The organism is Caballeronia sp. NK8 (assembly GCF_018408855.1).
In the GTDB taxonomy this organism is placed as follows: Bacteria; Pseudomonadota; Gammaproteobacteria; order Burkholderiales; family Burkholderiaceae; genus Caballeronia.
This window is the reverse complement of sequence record NZ_AP024322.1, coordinates 2,612,240-2,628,988: the sequence shown is the minus strand read 5'-3', so window position 1 is coordinate 2,628,988 and position 16,749 is coordinate 2,612,240. Positions and strand designations below refer to the sequence as shown.

The following is a 16,749-nucleotide window of genomic DNA, read 5'->3' as shown; positions in this document are numbered from 1 at the left end:
CTGCCTTTTTGCTTTCAGCGCGACGAGGTTCTATTCGTCGCCCTGGTCACCCTGATCGCCTTCGTCGTCCGGCATCTGCGCTGCGCGTGGCGGCGCGGGACGCTTGCCGATCATCACGTTGACGTCCAGCTCCTTGTTCTTGCGCATCAGGTGAACCTTCACCGATGTGCCTGGCTTGATCTGCGCGACGACATTCAAGAGGCGCGTGGTGTCGGTGATGGCGTCTTCGTTGATGGACACGAGGATATCGCCCGGCTTGATGCCCGCCTTGTCCGCCGGGCCGCCCTGCAGCACGCCCGCCACGATCGCGCCCGACTTCTGGTCCAGCCCGAACGATTCGGCGATTTCCGGCGTCACGTCCTGCGGTTCCACGCCGATCCAGCCGCGCGTGACCGTGCCCGTCGTGATGATGCTCTCCAGCACGCTGCGCGCGGTCGACACGGGAATCGCGAAGCCGATGCCGAGTGAGCCGCCGCTGCGCGAGTAGATCGCGGTGTTGATGCCGAGCAGATTGCCGTTCACATCCACCAGTGCGCCGCCCGAGTTGCCGGGATTGATGGCCGCGTCGGTCTGGATGAAATTCTCGAACGTGTTGATGCCAAGGTGATTGCGCCCGAGCGCGCTGACGATGCCCATCGTGACCGTCTGGCCTACGCCGAACGGATTGCCGATCGCGAGCACGACATCGCCGACACGCGTCTGATCCATCCTGCCGAGCGTGATGGCCGGCAGGTTGGTCATGTTGATCTTCAGCACGGCGAGGTCGGTTTCGGGATCGACGCCGATCACTTTCGCGCTGGACGTGCGACCATCGGCGAGGGCGACTTCAATTTGATCCGCCCCGTCGACGACATGCTGGTTCGTTAGAATGTAACCTTCCGAGCTGACGATGACGCCGGAGCCCAGATTCGACGCAGGCGGCTCATCGCTCTTGCGCTTGTTCTTGTCACCGAAGAAGTAGCGGAACAGCGGGTCTTTCGCACGCGGGTCGGGCGGCAGGTTGCCGTCCTTGCTGGAGAAAACGTTCACGACGGCCGGCATCGCCTTTTGCGCGCCTTCCGAGAAGGACGACTGGAGCGGGCGAGAGCCGATGCTCGGCGCGACCTCCTGCAACGCGACGATCGGCTCGGCAAGCTGCTTGCCGAATTGACCTTGACGTTGAAGCCACTGCGGTTTCAAGGTCGCGATGATGAACATCAGGGCCAAAAGCACGGTGACCGCTTGGGCAAAAAATAGCCAGAAGCGTCTAAGCATTTGAAGGGATAGAGGAATTCATGGATCGGATCGAACTCGAATTGTATCTGAACAATCTGCTGGAAATCGGCCGCTTCAAGGACTATTGCCCTAATGGTCTGCAGGTCGAGGGCGCGCGCCGCGTGCACAAGATCGCGACCGGCGTGACCGCCTCGCAGGCATTTCTCGAAGCCGCGCTCGAGTGGGGCGCGGACACCGTGCTCGTGCATCACGGCTACTTCTGGCGCAACGAGGCGCCGCAGATCACGGGCCGCAAGCACCGGCGGCTGCGCACGCTCATCGCCAACGACATCAATCTCTTCGCCTACCATCTTCCGCTCGATTCGCATCCGGAATTCGGCAACAACGCGCAGATCGGCGCGCGGCTCGGTTTGATCGCGGACAGCCGTTTTGCCGATCAGGATCTCGGCTGGATCGCGACGCTCGCGATGCCGCTGTCGCTCGAACACTTCAGCGTGATGGTCGAGAACGCGCTCGGCAGAAAGCCGCTCGTGTTCGGCGATACCGACAAGGAACTGCGGCGCGTGGCGTGGTGCACGGGCGGCGCGCAAGGCTATTTCGAAGAAGCCATTGCGGCGGGCGCGGACGTCTATCTGAGCGGCGAAGTCTCGGAGCAGACCATGCATATCGCCGCGGAATCGGGGGTGGCGTACATCGGCGCGGGCCACCACGCGACGGAGCGCTACGGCGTGCAGGCCGTGGGCGCGCACCTGTCCGAGCAATTCGATATCGAACATGTTTTTATCGATATCGATAATCCTGTTTAATACGTCATTAAGCCGGCGCGCTCATTATTGGCGCTTGCAGCCGGCTTAAATGAATGCTTCACGAGATTGCGCGAGAAACGTGGGGAAAACCCTGAAGCATCAATCACTTCGAGTGATTTTTGCTAGTCAGCCCTTGTAAATGCTAACTCCATTCGCGCACACTAGCGGCGGAACGACTGATGTGACGGTATAAATCCAACTCAGAAGTGGGGCGTGTGATGCGAGACAAGGAAGAAAAACGCGTCGACGGCGGCCGCCGTACCTGGCTGATTGCGACGACCGCAGTGGGTGGTTTCGGCGCGGTGGCAACCGTAGTTCCTTTCGTAGGTTCGTTTGCACCATCTGAAAAGGCCAAGGCGGCGGGCGCGCCCGTCGAGGTCGATATCAGCGGACTCAAGCCGGGCGAAATGATGACCGTCGCCTGGCGTGGCAAGCCGGTGTGGATCGTGAACCGCACCGACGAAATGCTGGCCGACGTCAAGAAGGCCGACAACGAAGTGGCGGACCCGAAGTCCAAAATGGAGTTCTCGATGCCGTTGCCGGAGTACTGCAACAACGAGTTCCGTTCGCGCGCCGATCACAAGAACATCTTCGTGGCCGTTGCCGTGTGCACGCATCTGGGCTGCACGCCGACTCCACGTTTCACCGAAGGTCCCCAACCCAATCTCCCCGATAACTGGCCGGGTGGTTTCCTGTGCCCGTGCCACGGCTCGACCTATGACATGGCCGGCCGCGTCTTCAAGAACAAGCCCGCGCCGCAGAACCTGGACATTCCGCCGTTCATGTTCACTTCCGCGACGCAACTCGTGATTGGCAAGGACGAAAAGGGAGAGGCGTAAATGGCGACCGCAGACAAGGAAGTGGAGACAACGGGCCTGACCGGTTGGATCGATCGCCGGTTTCCGATGACTTCGACCTGGAAGAAACACGTTTCCGAATACTACGCGCCGAAGAACTTCAACTTCTGGTACTTCTTCGGCTCGCTCGCGCTGCTGGTGCTGGTCAACCAGATCGTCACGGGCATCTTCCTGACGATGAACTACAAGCCCGATGCAACACTCGCGTTCGCATCGGTCGAGTACATCATGCGCGAAGTGCCGTGGGGCTGGCTGATCCGCTACATGCACTCGACGGGCGCGTCGATGTTCTTCGTCGTCGTGTATCTGCACATGTTCCGCGGGCTGATGTACGGGTCGTATCGCAAGCCGCGCGAGCTCGTGTGGATCTTCGGCTGCGCGATCTTCCTCTGCCTGATGGCCGAGGCGTTCTTCGGCTACCTGCTGCCGTGGGGGCAGATGTCGTTCTGGGGCGCGCAGGTGATCGTGAACCTCTTCTCGGCGATTCCGTTCATCGGCCCGGACCTGTCGTTGTGGATTCGCGGCGATTACGTCGTGTCGGACGTCACGCTCAATCGCTTTTTCGCGTTCCACGTCATCGCGATTCCGCTGGTGCTGATCGGACTCGTCGTCGCGCATCTGGTCGCGCTGCACGAGGTCGGCTCGAACAATCCGGACGGCGTCGAGATCAAGGCGAAGAAGGGCGCCGACGGCATCCCGCTCGACGGCATTCCGTTCCATCCGTATTACTCGGTTCACGACTTCATGGGCGTGAGCGTGTTTCTGCTGATCTTCGCGGCGATCATCTTCTTCGCGCCGGAGATGGGCGGCTACTTCCTCGAAGCGAACAACTTCGTGCCGGCCAACCCGTTGCAGACCCCGCCGGAAATCGCACCCGTGTGGTACTTCACCGCGTTCTACGCGATGCTTCGCGCCACCACCGATCCGTTCAAGATCGTGCTGATGATCGTGATCGCGGTGCTCGGTCTGCTGGCTTTGCTGAAGGCGCGCGGCAAGTGGCGGCTCGGCCTGCCGGTGCTCGCGGTGCTGGTGCTGATCTTCATGGCGCTGACGGAATCGAAGTTCTGGGGCGTGGTCGTGATGGGCGCCGCGGTGGTGTCGCTGTTCTTCCTGCCGTGGCTGGATCGCAGCCCGGTGAAGTCGATCCGTTACCGGCCGCTGTTCCACAAGGTCTTCTATGCGATCTTCGTGTTCGCGTTCCTGTTGCTAGGGTTCCTGGGCACGCGACCGCCATCGCCGGCCGCGACGCTGATTGCGCAGATCTGCGCGCTGATCTACTTTGCGTTCTTCCTCGGCATGCCTTTCTGGACGCCGCGCGGCAAGTTCAAGACGCCGCCTGAGCGAGTGCACTACAAACCTCACTGAGCGCACGTCCGGAGACAAATACGATGAAAAAATGGCTCTCTACAATATCGATGATCGCAGCGATGCTGTTCGCGTTCACCGCGGCGCCCGTGCATGCGGAGGAAGAGGCGGTGCTCGACCGGGCGCCCGATAGCTCGGACAACCTCGCGTCCCTTCAGCACGGCGCGCAAATCTTTGTAAACTATTGCCTGAATTGCCATAGCGCGAATTTGATGCGTTACAACCGGCTGACCGATCTCGGCATCAGTCAGCAGCAGATTCAGGAGAATCTGCTGTTCTCGACCGACAAGGTCGGCAATACGATGTCCATCGCGATGCGCCCGGAGGACGCGAAGGCGTGGTTCGGGGCATCGCCGCCGGATTTGTCGGTCGAGGCGCGGGCGCGTGGCAAGGACTGGCTCTATACGTACTTGCGCAGTTTCTACCGTGATCCGACGCGGCCCACGGGCTGGAACAACCGCGTGTACGAGAATGTCGGGATGCCGCACGTACTGTGGACGCTTCAGGGCATCCGGGATGCTAAATTCGAGACCGATACGGATGAAAAGACCGGCGAAAAGGTAAGAAGATTCGTGGGTTACACTCAGGTTACACCGGGTGCCATGTCGTCCGTGGATTATGATTCAAGTGTGGCGGATCTCGTTTCGTACATGTCGTGGATGGCGGAACCCGCGCAGCAGACGCGCAAGCGGCTCGGCGTCTGGGTTTTGCTGTTCCTGGCGCTCTTGAGTTTCCTCGCGTGGCGCCTGAACGCGGCATACTGGAAAGATATCAAATAGCGCGCCCTCGACGGCGTGGGTCGGCGCGACGGCGTTTTCCGGGAGGAAAGCGCCGCAGCCGGCCCTTCGAGTTTACTGAAGGAACTTTAAAAACATGATGGTTCTGTATTCCGGCACTACTTGCCCGTTCTCCCAGCGCTGCCGGCTGGTGTTGTTCGAAAAGGGCATGGATTTCGAGATTCGCGACGTCGATCTGTTCAACAAGCCGGAAGACATCGCGGTGATGAACCCGTACGGCCAGGTGCCGATTCTCGTCGAGCGCGACCTGATCCTGTACGAGTCGAATATCATCAACGAATACATCGACGAGCGGTTCCCGCATCCGCAACTCATGCCGGCAGATCCGGTGCAACGTGCCCGCGCGCGGCTGTTCCTGCTGAATTTCGAGAAAGAGTTGTTCGTTCACGTCGGCACGCTCGAGAATGAAAAGGGCAAGGCCGCCGAGAAGAACCACGAGAAGGCGCGCGGCGCGATCCGCGACCGCCTCACGCAGCTCGCCCCGATCTTCCTGAAGAACAAGTACATGCTGGGCGAAGAGTTTTCGATGCTCGACGTCGCGATCGCGCCGCTGCTGTGGCGTCTGGATCACTACGGCATCGAGCTGTCGAAGAACGCCGCACCGTTGATGAAGTACGCCGAGCGGATCTTCAGCCGTCCGGCTTATATTGAAGCGCTGACGCCTTCCGAAAAGGTGATGCGTCGATAGTTTGAGTGCGTTGGAACGCGGCGGCGCGGATTTCGCGCAGCCGTATTCCGACAGAGGAAAGTTGATGCAAGAGATTTCCACCAAGCCGTACTTGTTGCGCGCACTGTATGAGTGGTGCACGGACAACGGCTTCACGCCCCACATCGCCGTACGGGTCGATGCCGCCACGCGCGTGCCGCGGCAGTTTGTGCGCAACGACGAGATCGTGTTGAACATCAGTTTCGAGGCGACGAGCCAGCTGCAGATGGGCAACGAGTGGATCGAGTTCAGCGCGCGCTTCTCCGGCAAGTCGCACAAGATCGAAGTGCAGGTTGCCAACGTGCTCGCTATTTATGCGCGAGAGAACGGTCAGGGGATGGCGTTTCCGGTTGAGCAATCGCATTCCGGCCCGGATCTCGCGGGCGCTCCTCTTGGGTCGCGATCGGTCGAGCGCGAGACTCGGCGTATCGAGGAACCAGCGAGCGAGCGAGCGGAGTCCGCGGCGGAATCGTCGAAAGATGACTCGCAGGCGGGCGTCGAGGACGATGCTTCGAAATCGCCTGTGCGGTCTCACCTCAAAGTCGTTAAATGAAGTAGAATCTCGCTCTTCGCCGGCTTAGCTCATCTGGTAGAGCAGTTGATTTGTAATCATCAGGTGGCGGGTTCGAGTCCTGCAGCCGGCACCAAGACTTATGTCGACGGGTCGTGCGATGTCCGCACGGCCCGTTTGCTTTAAGTCGGTTGGATAAGTAGGTTGAGTCGATAAGAAAAACTTTAAAACTTTGTTGACAGAAACCGAAACGTTGTTCATAATCTCGTTTCTCTGCTGCTGATGCAGCGACGCAAGACAGAAGTTGATGTGATTCTTGCGATGTGCTCTTTAAAAACTAACAGCCGATAAGTGTGGGCGCTTGATAGCGAGTGCGGTTTCAGTCTTTCGGGGCTGAGGCAATAGCAAAAGTATCAAGAGTCTCACACGAAGTATCAGAGGAAGGTTTTTCATCTTAGGATGATTAATCATCGTCAGTACGTTGAGTGAGCGACCGGTTCTTAACGGAACCGAAAAACAGTAACAGGTTTGAACTGAAGAGTTTGATCCTGGCTCAGATTGAACGCTGGCGGCATGCCTTACACATGCAAGTCGAACGGCAGCACGGGGGCAACCCTGGTGGCGAGTGGCGAACGGGTGAGTAATACATCGGAACGTGTCCTGTAGTGGGGGATAGCCCGGCGAAAGCCGGATTAATACCGCATACGATCTACGGAAGAAAGCGGGGGATCTTCGGACCTCGCGCTATAGGGGCGGCCGATGGCAGATTAGCTAGTTGGTGGGGTAAAGGCCTACCAAGGCGACGATCTGTAGCTGGTCTGAGAGGACGACCAGCCACACTGGGACTGAGACACGGCCCAGACTCCTACGGGAGGCAGCAGTGGGGAATTTTGGACAATGGGGGCAACCCTGATCCAGCAATGCCGCGTGTGTGAAGAAGGCCTTCGGGTTGTAAAGCACTTTTGTCCGGAAAGAAAACCATCGCCCTAATATGGTGGTGGGATGACGGTACCGGAAGAATAAGCACCGGCTAACTACGTGCCAGCAGCCGCGGTAATACGTAGGGTGCGAGCGTTAATCGGAATTACTGGGCGTAAAGCGTGCGCAGGCGGTCTGTTAAGACCGATGTGAAATCCCCGGGCTTAACCTGGGAACTGCATTGGTGACTGGCAGGCTTTGAGTGTGGCAGAGGGGGGTAGAATTCCACGTGTAGCAGTGAAATGCGTAGAGATGTGGAGGAATACCGATGGCGAAGGCAGCCCCCTGGGCCAACACTGACGCTCATGCACGAAAGCGTGGGGAGCAAACAGGATTAGATACCCTGGTAGTCCACGCCCTAAACGATGTCAACTAGTTGTTGGGGATTCATTTCCTTAGTAACGTAGCTAACGCGTGAAGTTGACCGCCTGGGGAGTACGGTCGCAAGATTAAAACTCAAAGGAATTGACGGGGACCCGCACAAGCGGTGGATGATGTGGATTAATTCGATGCAACGCGAAAAACCTTACCTACCCTTGACATGGTCGGAATCCCGCTGAGAGGTGGGAGTGCTCGAAAGAGAACCGGCGCACAGGTGCTGCATGGCTGTCGTCAGCTCGTGTCGTGAGATGTTGGGTTAAGTCCCGCAACGAGCGCAACCCTTGTCCTTAGTTGCTACGCAAGAGCACTCTAAGGAGACTGCCGGTGACAAACCGGAGGAAGGTGGGGATGACGTCAAGTCCTCATGGCCCTTATGGGTAGGGCTTCACACGTCATACAATGGTCGGAACAGAGGGTTGCCAAGCCGCGAGGTGGAGCCAATCCCAGAAAACCGATCGTAGTCCGGATCGCAGTCTGCAACTCGACTGCGTGAAGCTGGAATCGCTAGTAATCGCGGATCAGCATGCCGCGGTGAATACGTTCCCGGGTCTTGTACACACCGCCCGTCACACCATGGGAGTGGGTTTCACCAGAAGTAGGTAGCCTAACCGCAAGGAGGGCGCTTACCACGGTGGGATTCATGACTGGGGTGAAGTCGTAACAAGGTAGCCGTATCGGAAGGTGCGGCTGGATCACCTCCTTTCTCGAGCTTCGCACTTCAACATTAAGCGCTCACGCTTATCGGCTGTAAGAAAGACAGGCTAAGGGTCTGTAGCTCAGTCGGTTAGAGCACCGTCTTGATAAGGCGGGGGTCGTTGGTTCGAATCCAACCAGACCCACCACCCGAGAGAGGCGTGCTGATGAGAGGCAACTCGTAGTCAGGCCACGGAAGGGGGATTAGCTCAGCTGGGAGAGCACCTGCTTTGCAAGCAGGGGGTCGTCGGTTCGATCCCGTCATCCTCCACCAAGTCCTCAATGCTTAGGGTTCTGCTAAAACGGCAGCGAACCTTAAGCATTGGCGACTATAGCCAGTTGATGCTGTTGGGTAGTGAAGTGACCCGATCGGCTAAACGTTCTTTAACAATCTGGAAGAAGTAGTAAAGAGAATCGCGAAAGCACTTAGAGATGGGTGTGAGTAGAGATTTAAGGGTAGTGATTGTATCAAGTATGAAAAGGTGATCGAGAGATCGCTTTGGAATACGGCACAACGCGAATACTCAGCCTGTAACGGGACGTGACAAGCGCAAGCAGACACACTCGTTATAGGGTCAAGCGAACAAGTGCATGTGGTGGATGCCTTGGCGATCACAGGCGATGAAGGACGCGGTAGCCTGCGAAAAGCTACGGGGAGCTGGCAAACGAGCTTTGATCCGTAGATGTCCGAATGGGGAAACCCGGCCCGTATGGGTCATCCTAGACTGAATACATAGGTCTAGCGAAGCGAACGCGGTGAACTGAAACATCTAAGTAACCGCAGGAAAAGAAATCAACCGAGATTCCCAAAGTAGTGGCGAGCGAAATGGGATCAGCCTGTACTCTTTATTTGACTTATTAGCCGAACGCTCTGGAAAGTGCGGCCCTAGCAGGTGATAGCCCTGTAGGCGAAAATAGGTTGAAAGAACTAGGTGTACGACAAGTAGGGCGGGACACGTGAAATCCTGTCTGAAGATGGGGGGACCATCCTCCAAGGCTAAATACTCGTGATCGACCGATAGTGAACCAGTACCGTGAGGGAAAGGCGAAAAGAACCCCGGGAGGGGAGTGAAATAGATCCTGAAACCGCATGCATACAAACAGTCGGAGCCTGGAAACGGGTGACGGCGTACCTTTTGTATAATGGGTCAGCGACTTACGTTCAGTAGCGAGCTTAACTGATTAAGGCAGGCGTAGCGAAAGCGAGTCCGAATAGGGCGATCAGTTGCTGGGCGTAGACCCGAAACCAAGTGATCTATCCATGGCCAGGTTGAAGGTGCGGTAACACGTACTGGAGGACCGAACCCACTAACGTTGAAAAGTTAGGGGATGAGCTGTGGATAGGGGTGAAAGGCTAAACAAACTTGGAAATAGCTGGTTCTCTCCGAAAACTATTTAGGTAGTGCCTCGTGTATCACCTTCGGGGGTAGAGCACTGTCATGGTTGTGGGGTCCATTGCGGATTACTACGCCATAGCAAACTCCGAATACCGAAGAGTGCAATCACGGGAGACAGACATCGGGTGCTAACGTCCGGTGTCAAGAGGGAAACAACCCAGACCGCCAGCTAAGGTCCCAAAGATTGGCTAAGTGGGAAACGAAGTGGGAAGGCTAAAACAGTCAGGAGGTTGGCTTAGAAGCAGCCACCCTTTAAAGAAAGCGTAATAGCTCACTGATCGAGTCGTCCTGCGCGGAAGATGTAACGGGGCTCAAGCCAGTCACCGAAGCTGCGGATACACGTTGAAAGATACGTGTGTGGTAGGAGAGCGTTCCGTAAGCCTGCGAAGGTGTGTCGAAAGGCATGCTGGAGGTATCGGAAGTGCGAATGCTGACATGAGTAGCGATAAAGGGGGTGAAAAGCCCCCTCGCCGTAAGCCCAAGGTTTCCTACGCAACGTTCATCGGCGTAGGGTGAGTCGGCCCCTAAGGCGAGGCAGAAATGCGTAGCTGATGGGAAGCAGGTCAATATTCCTGCACCATTGTTAGATGCGATGGGGGGACGGATCGCGGAAGGTTGTCCGGGTGTTGGACGTCCCGGTCTCTGCATTGGAGAAGGCGCTTAGGCAAATCCGGGCGCGTAATTCAAGGGTGTGGCGCGAGCTTCTTCGGAAGCGAAGCAATTGGAAGTGGTTCCAAGAAAAGCCTCTAAGCTTCAGTCTAATAGTGACCGTACCGCAAACCGACACAGGTGGGCGAGATGAGTATTCTAAGGCGCTTGAGAGAACTCGGGAGAAGGAACTCGGCAAATTGGTACCGTAACTTCGGGATAAGGTACGCCCTTGTAGCTTGACTGGCCTGCGCCAGGAGGGTGAAAGGGTTGCAATAAACTGGTGGCTGCGACTGTTTAATAAAAACACAGCACTCTGCAAACACGAAAGTGGACGTATAGGGTGTGACGCCTGCCCGGTGCCGGAAGATTAAATGATGGGGTGCAAGCTCTTGATTGAAGTCCCGGTAAACGGCGGCCGTAACTATAACGGTCCTAAGGTAGCGAAATTCCTTGTCGGGTAAGTTCCGACCTGCACGAATGGCGTAACGATGGCCACACTGTCTCCTCCCGAGACTCAGCGAAGTTGAAGTGTTTGTGATGATGCAATCTCCCCGCGGCTAGACGGAAAGACCCCATGAACCTTTACTGTAGCTTTGCATTGGACTTTGAACCGATCTGTGTAGGATAGGTGGGAGGCTATGAAGCGTGAACGCTAGTTTGCGTGGAGCCGTCCTTGAAATACCACCCTGGTTTGTTTGAGGTTCTAACCTTGGTCCATGATCTGGATCGGGGACAGTGCATGGTAGGCAGTTTGACTGGGGCGGTCTCCTCCCAAAGTGTAACGGAGGAGTACGAAGGTACGCTAGGTACGGTCGGAAATCGTGCTGATAGTGCAATGGCATAAGCGTGCTTAACTGCGAGACCGACAAGTCGAGCAGGTGCGAAAGCAGGTCATAGTGATCCGGTGGTTCTGTATGGAAGGGCCATCGCTCAACGGATAAAAGGTACTCTGGGGATAACAGGCTGATACCGCCCAAGAGTTCATATCGACGGCGGTGTTTGGCACCTCGATGTCGGCTCATCTCATCCTGGGGCTGTAGCCGGTCCCAAGGGTATGGCTGTTCGCCATTTAAAGAGGTACGTGAGCTGGGTTTAAAACGTCGTGAGACAGTTTGGTCCCTATCTGCCGTGGGCGTTGGATATTTGAAGGGGGCTGCTCCTAGTACGAGAGGACCGGAGTGGACGAACCTCTGGTGTACCGGTTGTCACGCCAGTGGCATCGCCGGGTAGCTATGTTCGGAAGAGATAACCGCTGAAAGCATCTAAGCGGGAAACTCGCCTTAAGATGAGATATCCCCGGGGCTTCGAGCCCCTTGAAGGGTCGTTCCAGACCAGGACGTTGATAGGTCAGGTGTGTAAGTGCAGTAATGCATTGAGCTAACTGATACTAATTGCCCGTAAGGCTTGATCCTATAACCAGTGTGTTTGTGCCTCCTCAGGAGCCCGCACTGGCGAGTACAGCGTGTGCGACAATCGCCGCCCGAATTCTTTACCGCTTCTTCCCAGATTGGTTGTGCGCCCACAGGCGCTCAACAACAAGTCATGCCTGATGACCATAGCGAGTCGGTCCCACCCCTTCCCATCCCGAACAGGACCGTGAAACGACTCCACGCCGATGATAGTGCGGGTTCCCGTGTGAAAGTAGGTAATCGTCAGGCTCCTCATGCCGTAAAACAAAAACCCCACCCCGCAAAGGTGGGGTTTTTGCGTTTCTGCTGCGCGCGATAGCGAAGCAGGCAGCCGCACGCCGCGCAAGCGCTAAAATCCCATACGTATTCCCCAAGAGCGGCCAATGCCGTCGATCTCCCCATGCTACGTCTAAGCGAAATCAAGCTCTCGCTCGATCATCCCGAATCGGCTATCGAATCTGCTGTTCTCGCGCGTCTCGCGGAGATCGGGGTTGGCGCGAACGAACTCGTGAGCTTTCACGTATTTCGTCGTGCACACGATGCCCGCAAGCGCGCCGATATCAAACTCACCTACATCATCGATGTCGAGTTGCAAGACGAAGCGTCGGTGTTGAAGCGTCTCGAATCGCGTCCTCATCCGCATTGCAGCGCGACGCCGGACATGGCGTATCGCTTCGTGGCCAACGCGCCGGCGCATTCGACGCTGCTGCGTCCTGTCGTCATTGGCATGGGGCCGTGCGGGCTTTTCGCCGGCCTCATTCTCGCGCAGATGGGCTTCCGGCCGATCATCCTCGAGCGAGGCAAAGCCGTGCGTGAGCGCACCAAGGACACATGGGGTCTCTGGCGACGTAACGAGCTCAACCCGGAGTCGAACGTGCAGTTCGGCGAAGGCGGCGCCGGCACGTTTTCGGACGGCAAGCTGTACAGCCAGATCAAGGATCCGAAGCACTACGGACGCAAGGTGCTCGACGAATTCGTCAAGGCAGGCGCGCCCGAGGACATCCTGTACTTGAGCCGACCGCACATCGGCACGTTCCGGCTCGTGAGCATGGTCGAGAAGATGCGCGCGCAGATACATCAGCTCGGCGGCGAAGTGCGATTCCAGCAACGCGTCGAAGACATCGAAATCGATAACGGCAAGGTGCGCGGACTCACACTCTCGACCGGCGAATCGCTGCGCTGCGATCACGTCGTGCTGGCTGTTGGTCATAGCGCGCGCGACACCTTCCAGATGCTGCACGACCGCGGCGTGTACATGGAAGCCAAACCGTTCTCGCTAGGCTTTCGCATCGAGCATCCGCAAGGTTTGATCGATCGAAGCCGCTTCGGCAAATTCGCTGGTCACGAGAAGCTGGGCGCGGCCGACTACAAAGTAGTCCATCACTGCAGCAACGGCCGCGCGGTCTACAGCTTCTGCATGTGCCCGGGCGGCACGGTCGTCGCCGCGACTTCCGAGCCGGGCCGCGTCGTGACCAACGGCATGAGCCAATATTCGCGCGCCGAGCGCAATGCGAATGCGGGCATCGTCGTCGGCATCACGCCGGACGACTTTCCCGGCGGCCCGCTCGCGGGCATCGCGTTCCAGCGCAAGTGGGAAGAGCGCGCGTTCGAACTGGGCGGCGGCGACTACAGCGCACCGGGCCAACTCGTTGGCGACTTCATCGCGGGTCGGGCTTCGACGTCGCTTGGTTCGGTTGTTCCCTCGTACAAGCCGGGCGTCAAGCCGACCGACCTGAGCACAGCGCTTCCCGATTACGTGATCGAAGCGATCCGCGAAGCCTTGCCCGAACTCGACAAGAAGATCAATGGATTCGCGATGCACGATGCCGTGTTGACCGGCGTCGAGACGCGCACGTCGTCACCGATTCGCGTGCGTCGTAAGGACGATTATCAGAGCGTCAACGTTGACGGTTTGTATCCGGCAGGCGAGGGCGCGGGTTATGCCGGCGGGATCTATTCGGCAGCCATCGATGGCATCGAAGTCGCAGAGGCGGTGGCGCTGCAAATGATGGCGCAGCACGCGGCGACAGCCTGAAGAAGAAAAAAGGCGCATCCGCGAAAGCGATGCGCCTCTTGATCAGGTCACCACGCCGACCTGCCACGGCACGAATTCGCTCTGCCCGTACCCGTGAAGCTCGCTCTTCGACGCCACGCCTGACGCACAGTCCAGCATCATCTGGAAGATCTGCTCACCGAGCTGCTCGATGGTCGCGGAGCCGTCGATCACGCCGCCGCAGTTGATATCCATGTCTTCTTCCTGCCGCTCCCACAACGCGGTGTTCGTTGCGAGCTTGAGCGAAGGCGAGGGCGCGCATCCATAGGCCGAGCCGCGACCCGTCGTGAAGCAGATCAGATTTGCACCCGACGCAACCTGGCCCGTCGCCGACATCGGATCGTAGCCGGGCGAGTCCATGAACACGAAGCCTTTCGCATCGATGCGCTGAGCGTACTCGTACACTTCTACGAGATTCGTCGTTCCGCCCTTCGCGACCGCGCCGAGCGACTTTTCGAGGATCGTCGTGAGACCGCCGACCTTGTTGCCCGCCGACGGATTGTTGTCCATCGCCGCGCCGTTGCGTGCGCAATACGCTTCCCACCACGTGATACGCGCGAGCAGTTTTTCGCCGACCTCGCGGCTCACCGCGCGACGCGTCAGTAAATGCTCCGCGCCATACACTTCCGGCGTCTCCGACAAAATCGCCGTGCCGCCATTCGCGACGAGCTTGTCGACCGCCGCGCCGAGCGCGGGATTGGCCGAAATGCCCGAATAACCATCGGATCCGCCGCACTGCAATCCGACGATCAAATGTGAAGCCGGCACCGGCTCACGTTTGACGCGATTAGCATCGGCGAGCATTTCCTTCACGATCGCGATGCCGCGCTCGATCGTCTTCCGCGTGCCGCCGCTGTCCTGAATCGTGAAACTGCGCAGTTTTTCGCCGTCCTTCAGGCCGCTCGATTCGAGCACGCCCGAAATCTGGTTGGTCTCACATCCCAGCCCGACGAACAGCACCGCATGAAAATTCGGATGCACCGCGTAACCCGCGAGCGTGCGGCGCAAGATGCCGAGCCCTTCGCCCTGCATGTCGATGCCGCATCCGAGACCATGCGTCAGCGCGATCACGCCATCCACGTTCGGATAATCCGCGAGCGCTTCCGGATGCACATCGCGGCGAAAGTGATCCGCGATCGCGCGGGCCACCGTCGCCGAGCAGTTCACGCTCGTCAGCACGCCGACAAAATTGCGCGTCGCCACGCGGCCGTCGTCGCGGCGAATGCCCATGAACGTCGCGGGCGCATCGACGAACGGCGTCGGATGCAGATCGACGCCGAACTCGTGTTCGCGCGCGAAATCGGCCATAGACAGATTGTGCGTGTGCACGTGCTGTCCGCGCGAAATCGCATCGCGCGCCACGCCGATGATCTGGTTGTAGCGCTTCACGGGCGCGCCCGCGGCGATATCGCGCGTCGCGATCTTGTGCCCCGGCGGGATCAGCCCGGCGACGACGAGATCCTCCGACGCGATGCGCGCGCCGGAGAGCAACTGACGCGTCGCGATCACGACGTCGTCATTGGGATGCAGCCGGATGACCGCATGGTCGGTGGATGTGGTGGACATGGTTTTGTTCTCAGACCGTGGAAGGTGCGCGGTTGTCGCGCCGGGCTTGCTCTTCTTCGGCAAGATTGAGCGGTTCGATCTTGCCTACGATTACAAGATAGCTGAACGCGCCGAGGAAGCAGAAGCCGCCCGCGACACACAGCGGAATCACGAACGAGCCCTTGGTGATCGAGAGCATCACGCCGGTGAAGGTCGTGATGACGATGCCCGCCAGGTTCGACGCGAAGTTCTGAATGCCGCCGATCGACGCGACGTGATCCGGCGTCGGCGCGACGTCGCTCGGCAGCGACCAGATGCTGGCGGCCGCGAACGCAAGGCTGGCGTAAGCGATGCCGAAGAATGCGAGCATCAGATAGACGTTGGTCGCGAACGCCGAAAGCGTGATGACCGACGACAGCAGCATGCCGCCGACCATGCAGGTCTTGCGTGCGGCGGTCAGGCTCCAGCCGCGCCGGAACAGCGAGTCCGACACATAGCCGCCGAGCCAGCCACCCGGAATCGACATCAGCGCGGGAATCGTGCCGAGCGTGCCGAGCGACTTCAGCGAGAAGCCATGCGCCTGCACGAGATAGCTCGGGAACCAGGTGATGAAGAAGTAGATCACGAAGTTCAGGCAGAAAAAGCCGAGCATCATGCCCCACAGCGTGCGGTACTTGAAGAGAGACGCCCACGACACCTTGTTCTTCGGCGCGACCGGAACCGGCGCGACATCGGTTTCGCCGGTCAGATCGCCCTTCGACTTGTTACGGTAGATCAGGAACCAGCCGAGAATCCACACGAAGCCGATCACGCCGGTGATGACAAACGACGCTTCCCAGCCGAACGAACTGATGATGAGGGCGACCACGGGAATCGACAGCGCCGAGCCGACGCGCGAGCCGCTATCGAAGATGCTGGTTGCGAAGGCGCGTTGTTCCTTCTTGAACCATTGCGACACGAGCTTGGCGCACGACGGATACGCGCCCGCTTCGCCGATGCCCAGCATCAGACGGCAGCCGAACATGCCGAAGACGCTCGTCGCGACGGCGGTCAGCGCCGTGAACACCGACCACCAGCCCACCGCCAGCGGCAGCGCGATGCGCGCACCGACGCGGTCGACGAACCAGCCGAACGGCATCTGCATGAGCGCATAGCTCCAGAAGAAGCCGCTCAGGATGAAGCCCATTTCAGCCGGGCCGATGCCGAGCGCTTTCTCGATCTGCGGCGCGGCGACCGCAAGATTCGCGCGGTCGATGTAGTTAATTGCGATTGCCAGAAAAGCCAGAAATATCACTACCCAACGCATTTTGCGCATCGTTCGTCTCCTCAATGGGCGGCACTTCATGTATTCCGACTCGGATCCGCGATGCCGGCGCGGCGAGGCG

General features: G+C 58.5%; 10 protein-coding genes, 3 tRNA genes and 3 rRNA genes. 13 read left to right on the top strand and 3 right to left on the bottom strand.

All coding sequences use genetic code 11. The features are described 5' to 3' along the window. Nucleotides 1–30: 30 nt before the first annotated feature. The gene (locus NK8_RS12495; RefSeq protein WP_061180205.1) at nucleotides 31–1,254 is read right to left on the bottom strand and encodes a S1C family serine protease; all 1,224 of its coding nucleotides are present in this window, start codon (nucleotides 1,252–1,254) and stop codon (nucleotides 31–33) included. A gap of 20 nt (nucleotides 1,255–1,274) precedes the next feature. Here NK8_RS12495 and NK8_RS12490 point away from each other — a divergent pair, with 20 nt between their 5' ends. The 13 genes from NK8_RS12490 (at nucleotide 1,275) to NK8_RS12430 (ending at nucleotide 13,801) form a co-directional block, all read left to right on the top strand. After that, nucleotides 1,275–2,021, top strand: a complete 747-nt coding sequence (locus NK8_RS12490; RefSeq protein ID WP_162066422.1) for a Nif3-like dinuclear metal center hexameric protein — start codon at nucleotides 1,275–1,277, stop codon at nucleotides 2,019–2,021. Nucleotides 2,022–2,239: 218 nt separating this feature from the next. Then, complete coding sequence (gene petA, locus NK8_RS12485; protein WP_213226532.1) at nucleotides 2,240–2,860, top strand: ubiquinol-cytochrome c reductase iron-sulfur subunit; 621 nt, start codon at nucleotides 2,240–2,242, stop codon at nucleotides 2,858–2,860. Continuing rightward, complete coding sequence (locus NK8_RS12480; RefSeq protein WP_061180208.1) at nucleotides 2,861–4,243, top strand: cytochrome bc complex cytochrome b subunit; 1,383 nt, start codon at nucleotides 2,861–2,863, stop codon at nucleotides 4,241–4,243. Between the two features lie 23 nt (nucleotides 4,244–4,266). Further along, entirely contained in the window at nucleotides 4,267–5,022 is a 756-nt protein-coding gene (locus tag NK8_RS12475) for a cytochrome c1 (protein ID WP_213226531.1), read from the top strand. Nucleotides 5,023–5,116: 94 nt separating this feature from the next. Then, entirely contained in the window at nucleotides 5,117–5,728 is a 612-nt protein-coding gene (locus NK8_RS12470) for a glutathione S-transferase N-terminal domain-containing protein (RefSeq protein WP_014192402.1), read from the top strand. 64 nt (nucleotides 5,729–5,792) lie between these two features. After that, on the top strand, nucleotides 5,793–6,299 hold the full coding sequence (locus NK8_RS12465) for a ClpXP protease specificity-enhancing factor (protein WP_162066418.1): 507 nt from the start codon (nucleotides 5,793–5,795) through the stop codon (nucleotides 6,297–6,299). Between the two features lie 18 nt (nucleotides 6,300–6,317). Further along, nucleotides 6,318–6,393 (top strand) — tRNA-Thr (locus tag NK8_RS12460). A 394-nt stretch (nucleotides 6,394–6,787) separates the two neighbouring features. Beyond that, nucleotides 6,788–8,319: ribosomal RNA gene (locus NK8_RS12455) — 16S ribosomal RNA — on the top strand. Nucleotides 8,320–8,381: 62 nt separating this feature from the next. Further along, nucleotides 8,382–8,458 (top strand) — tRNA-Ile (locus NK8_RS12450). 49 nt (nucleotides 8,459–8,507) lie between these two features. Next, nucleotides 8,508–8,583 (top strand) — tRNA-Ala (locus NK8_RS12445). Between the two features lie 299 nt (nucleotides 8,584–8,882). Then, nucleotides 8,883–11,769 (top strand): 23S ribosomal RNA (locus tag NK8_RS12440). 133 nt (nucleotides 11,770–11,902) lie between these two features. Further along, nucleotides 11,903–12,015, top strand: a 5S ribosomal RNA gene (gene rrf / locus NK8_RS12435). The 16S, 23S and 5S rRNA genes sit together here with 3 tRNA genes alongside, the layout of an rRNA operon. 151 nt (nucleotides 12,016–12,166) lie before the next feature. Beyond that, entirely contained in the window at nucleotides 12,167–13,801 is a 1,635-nt protein-coding gene (locus tag NK8_RS12430) for an NAD(P)/FAD-dependent oxidoreductase (protein ID WP_213226530.1), read from the top strand. A gap of 42 nt (nucleotides 13,802–13,843) precedes the next feature. On the opposite strand, the gene NK8_RS12425 is transcribed toward NK8_RS12430, so the two are convergent. Both NK8_RS12425 and NK8_RS12420 read right to left on the bottom strand, forming a co-directional pair. Further along, on the bottom strand, nucleotides 13,844–15,385 hold the full coding sequence (locus NK8_RS12425) for a UxaA family hydrolase (RefSeq protein WP_213226529.1): 1,542 nt from the start codon (nucleotides 15,383–15,385) through the stop codon (nucleotides 13,844–13,846). A gap of 10 nt (nucleotides 15,386–15,395) precedes the next feature. Next, on the bottom strand, nucleotides 15,396–16,679 hold the full coding sequence (locus tag NK8_RS12420; RefSeq protein WP_213226528.1) for an MFS transporter: 1,284 nt from the start codon (nucleotides 16,677–16,679) through the stop codon (nucleotides 15,396–15,398). Nucleotides 16,680–16,749: the final 70 nt, after the last annotated feature.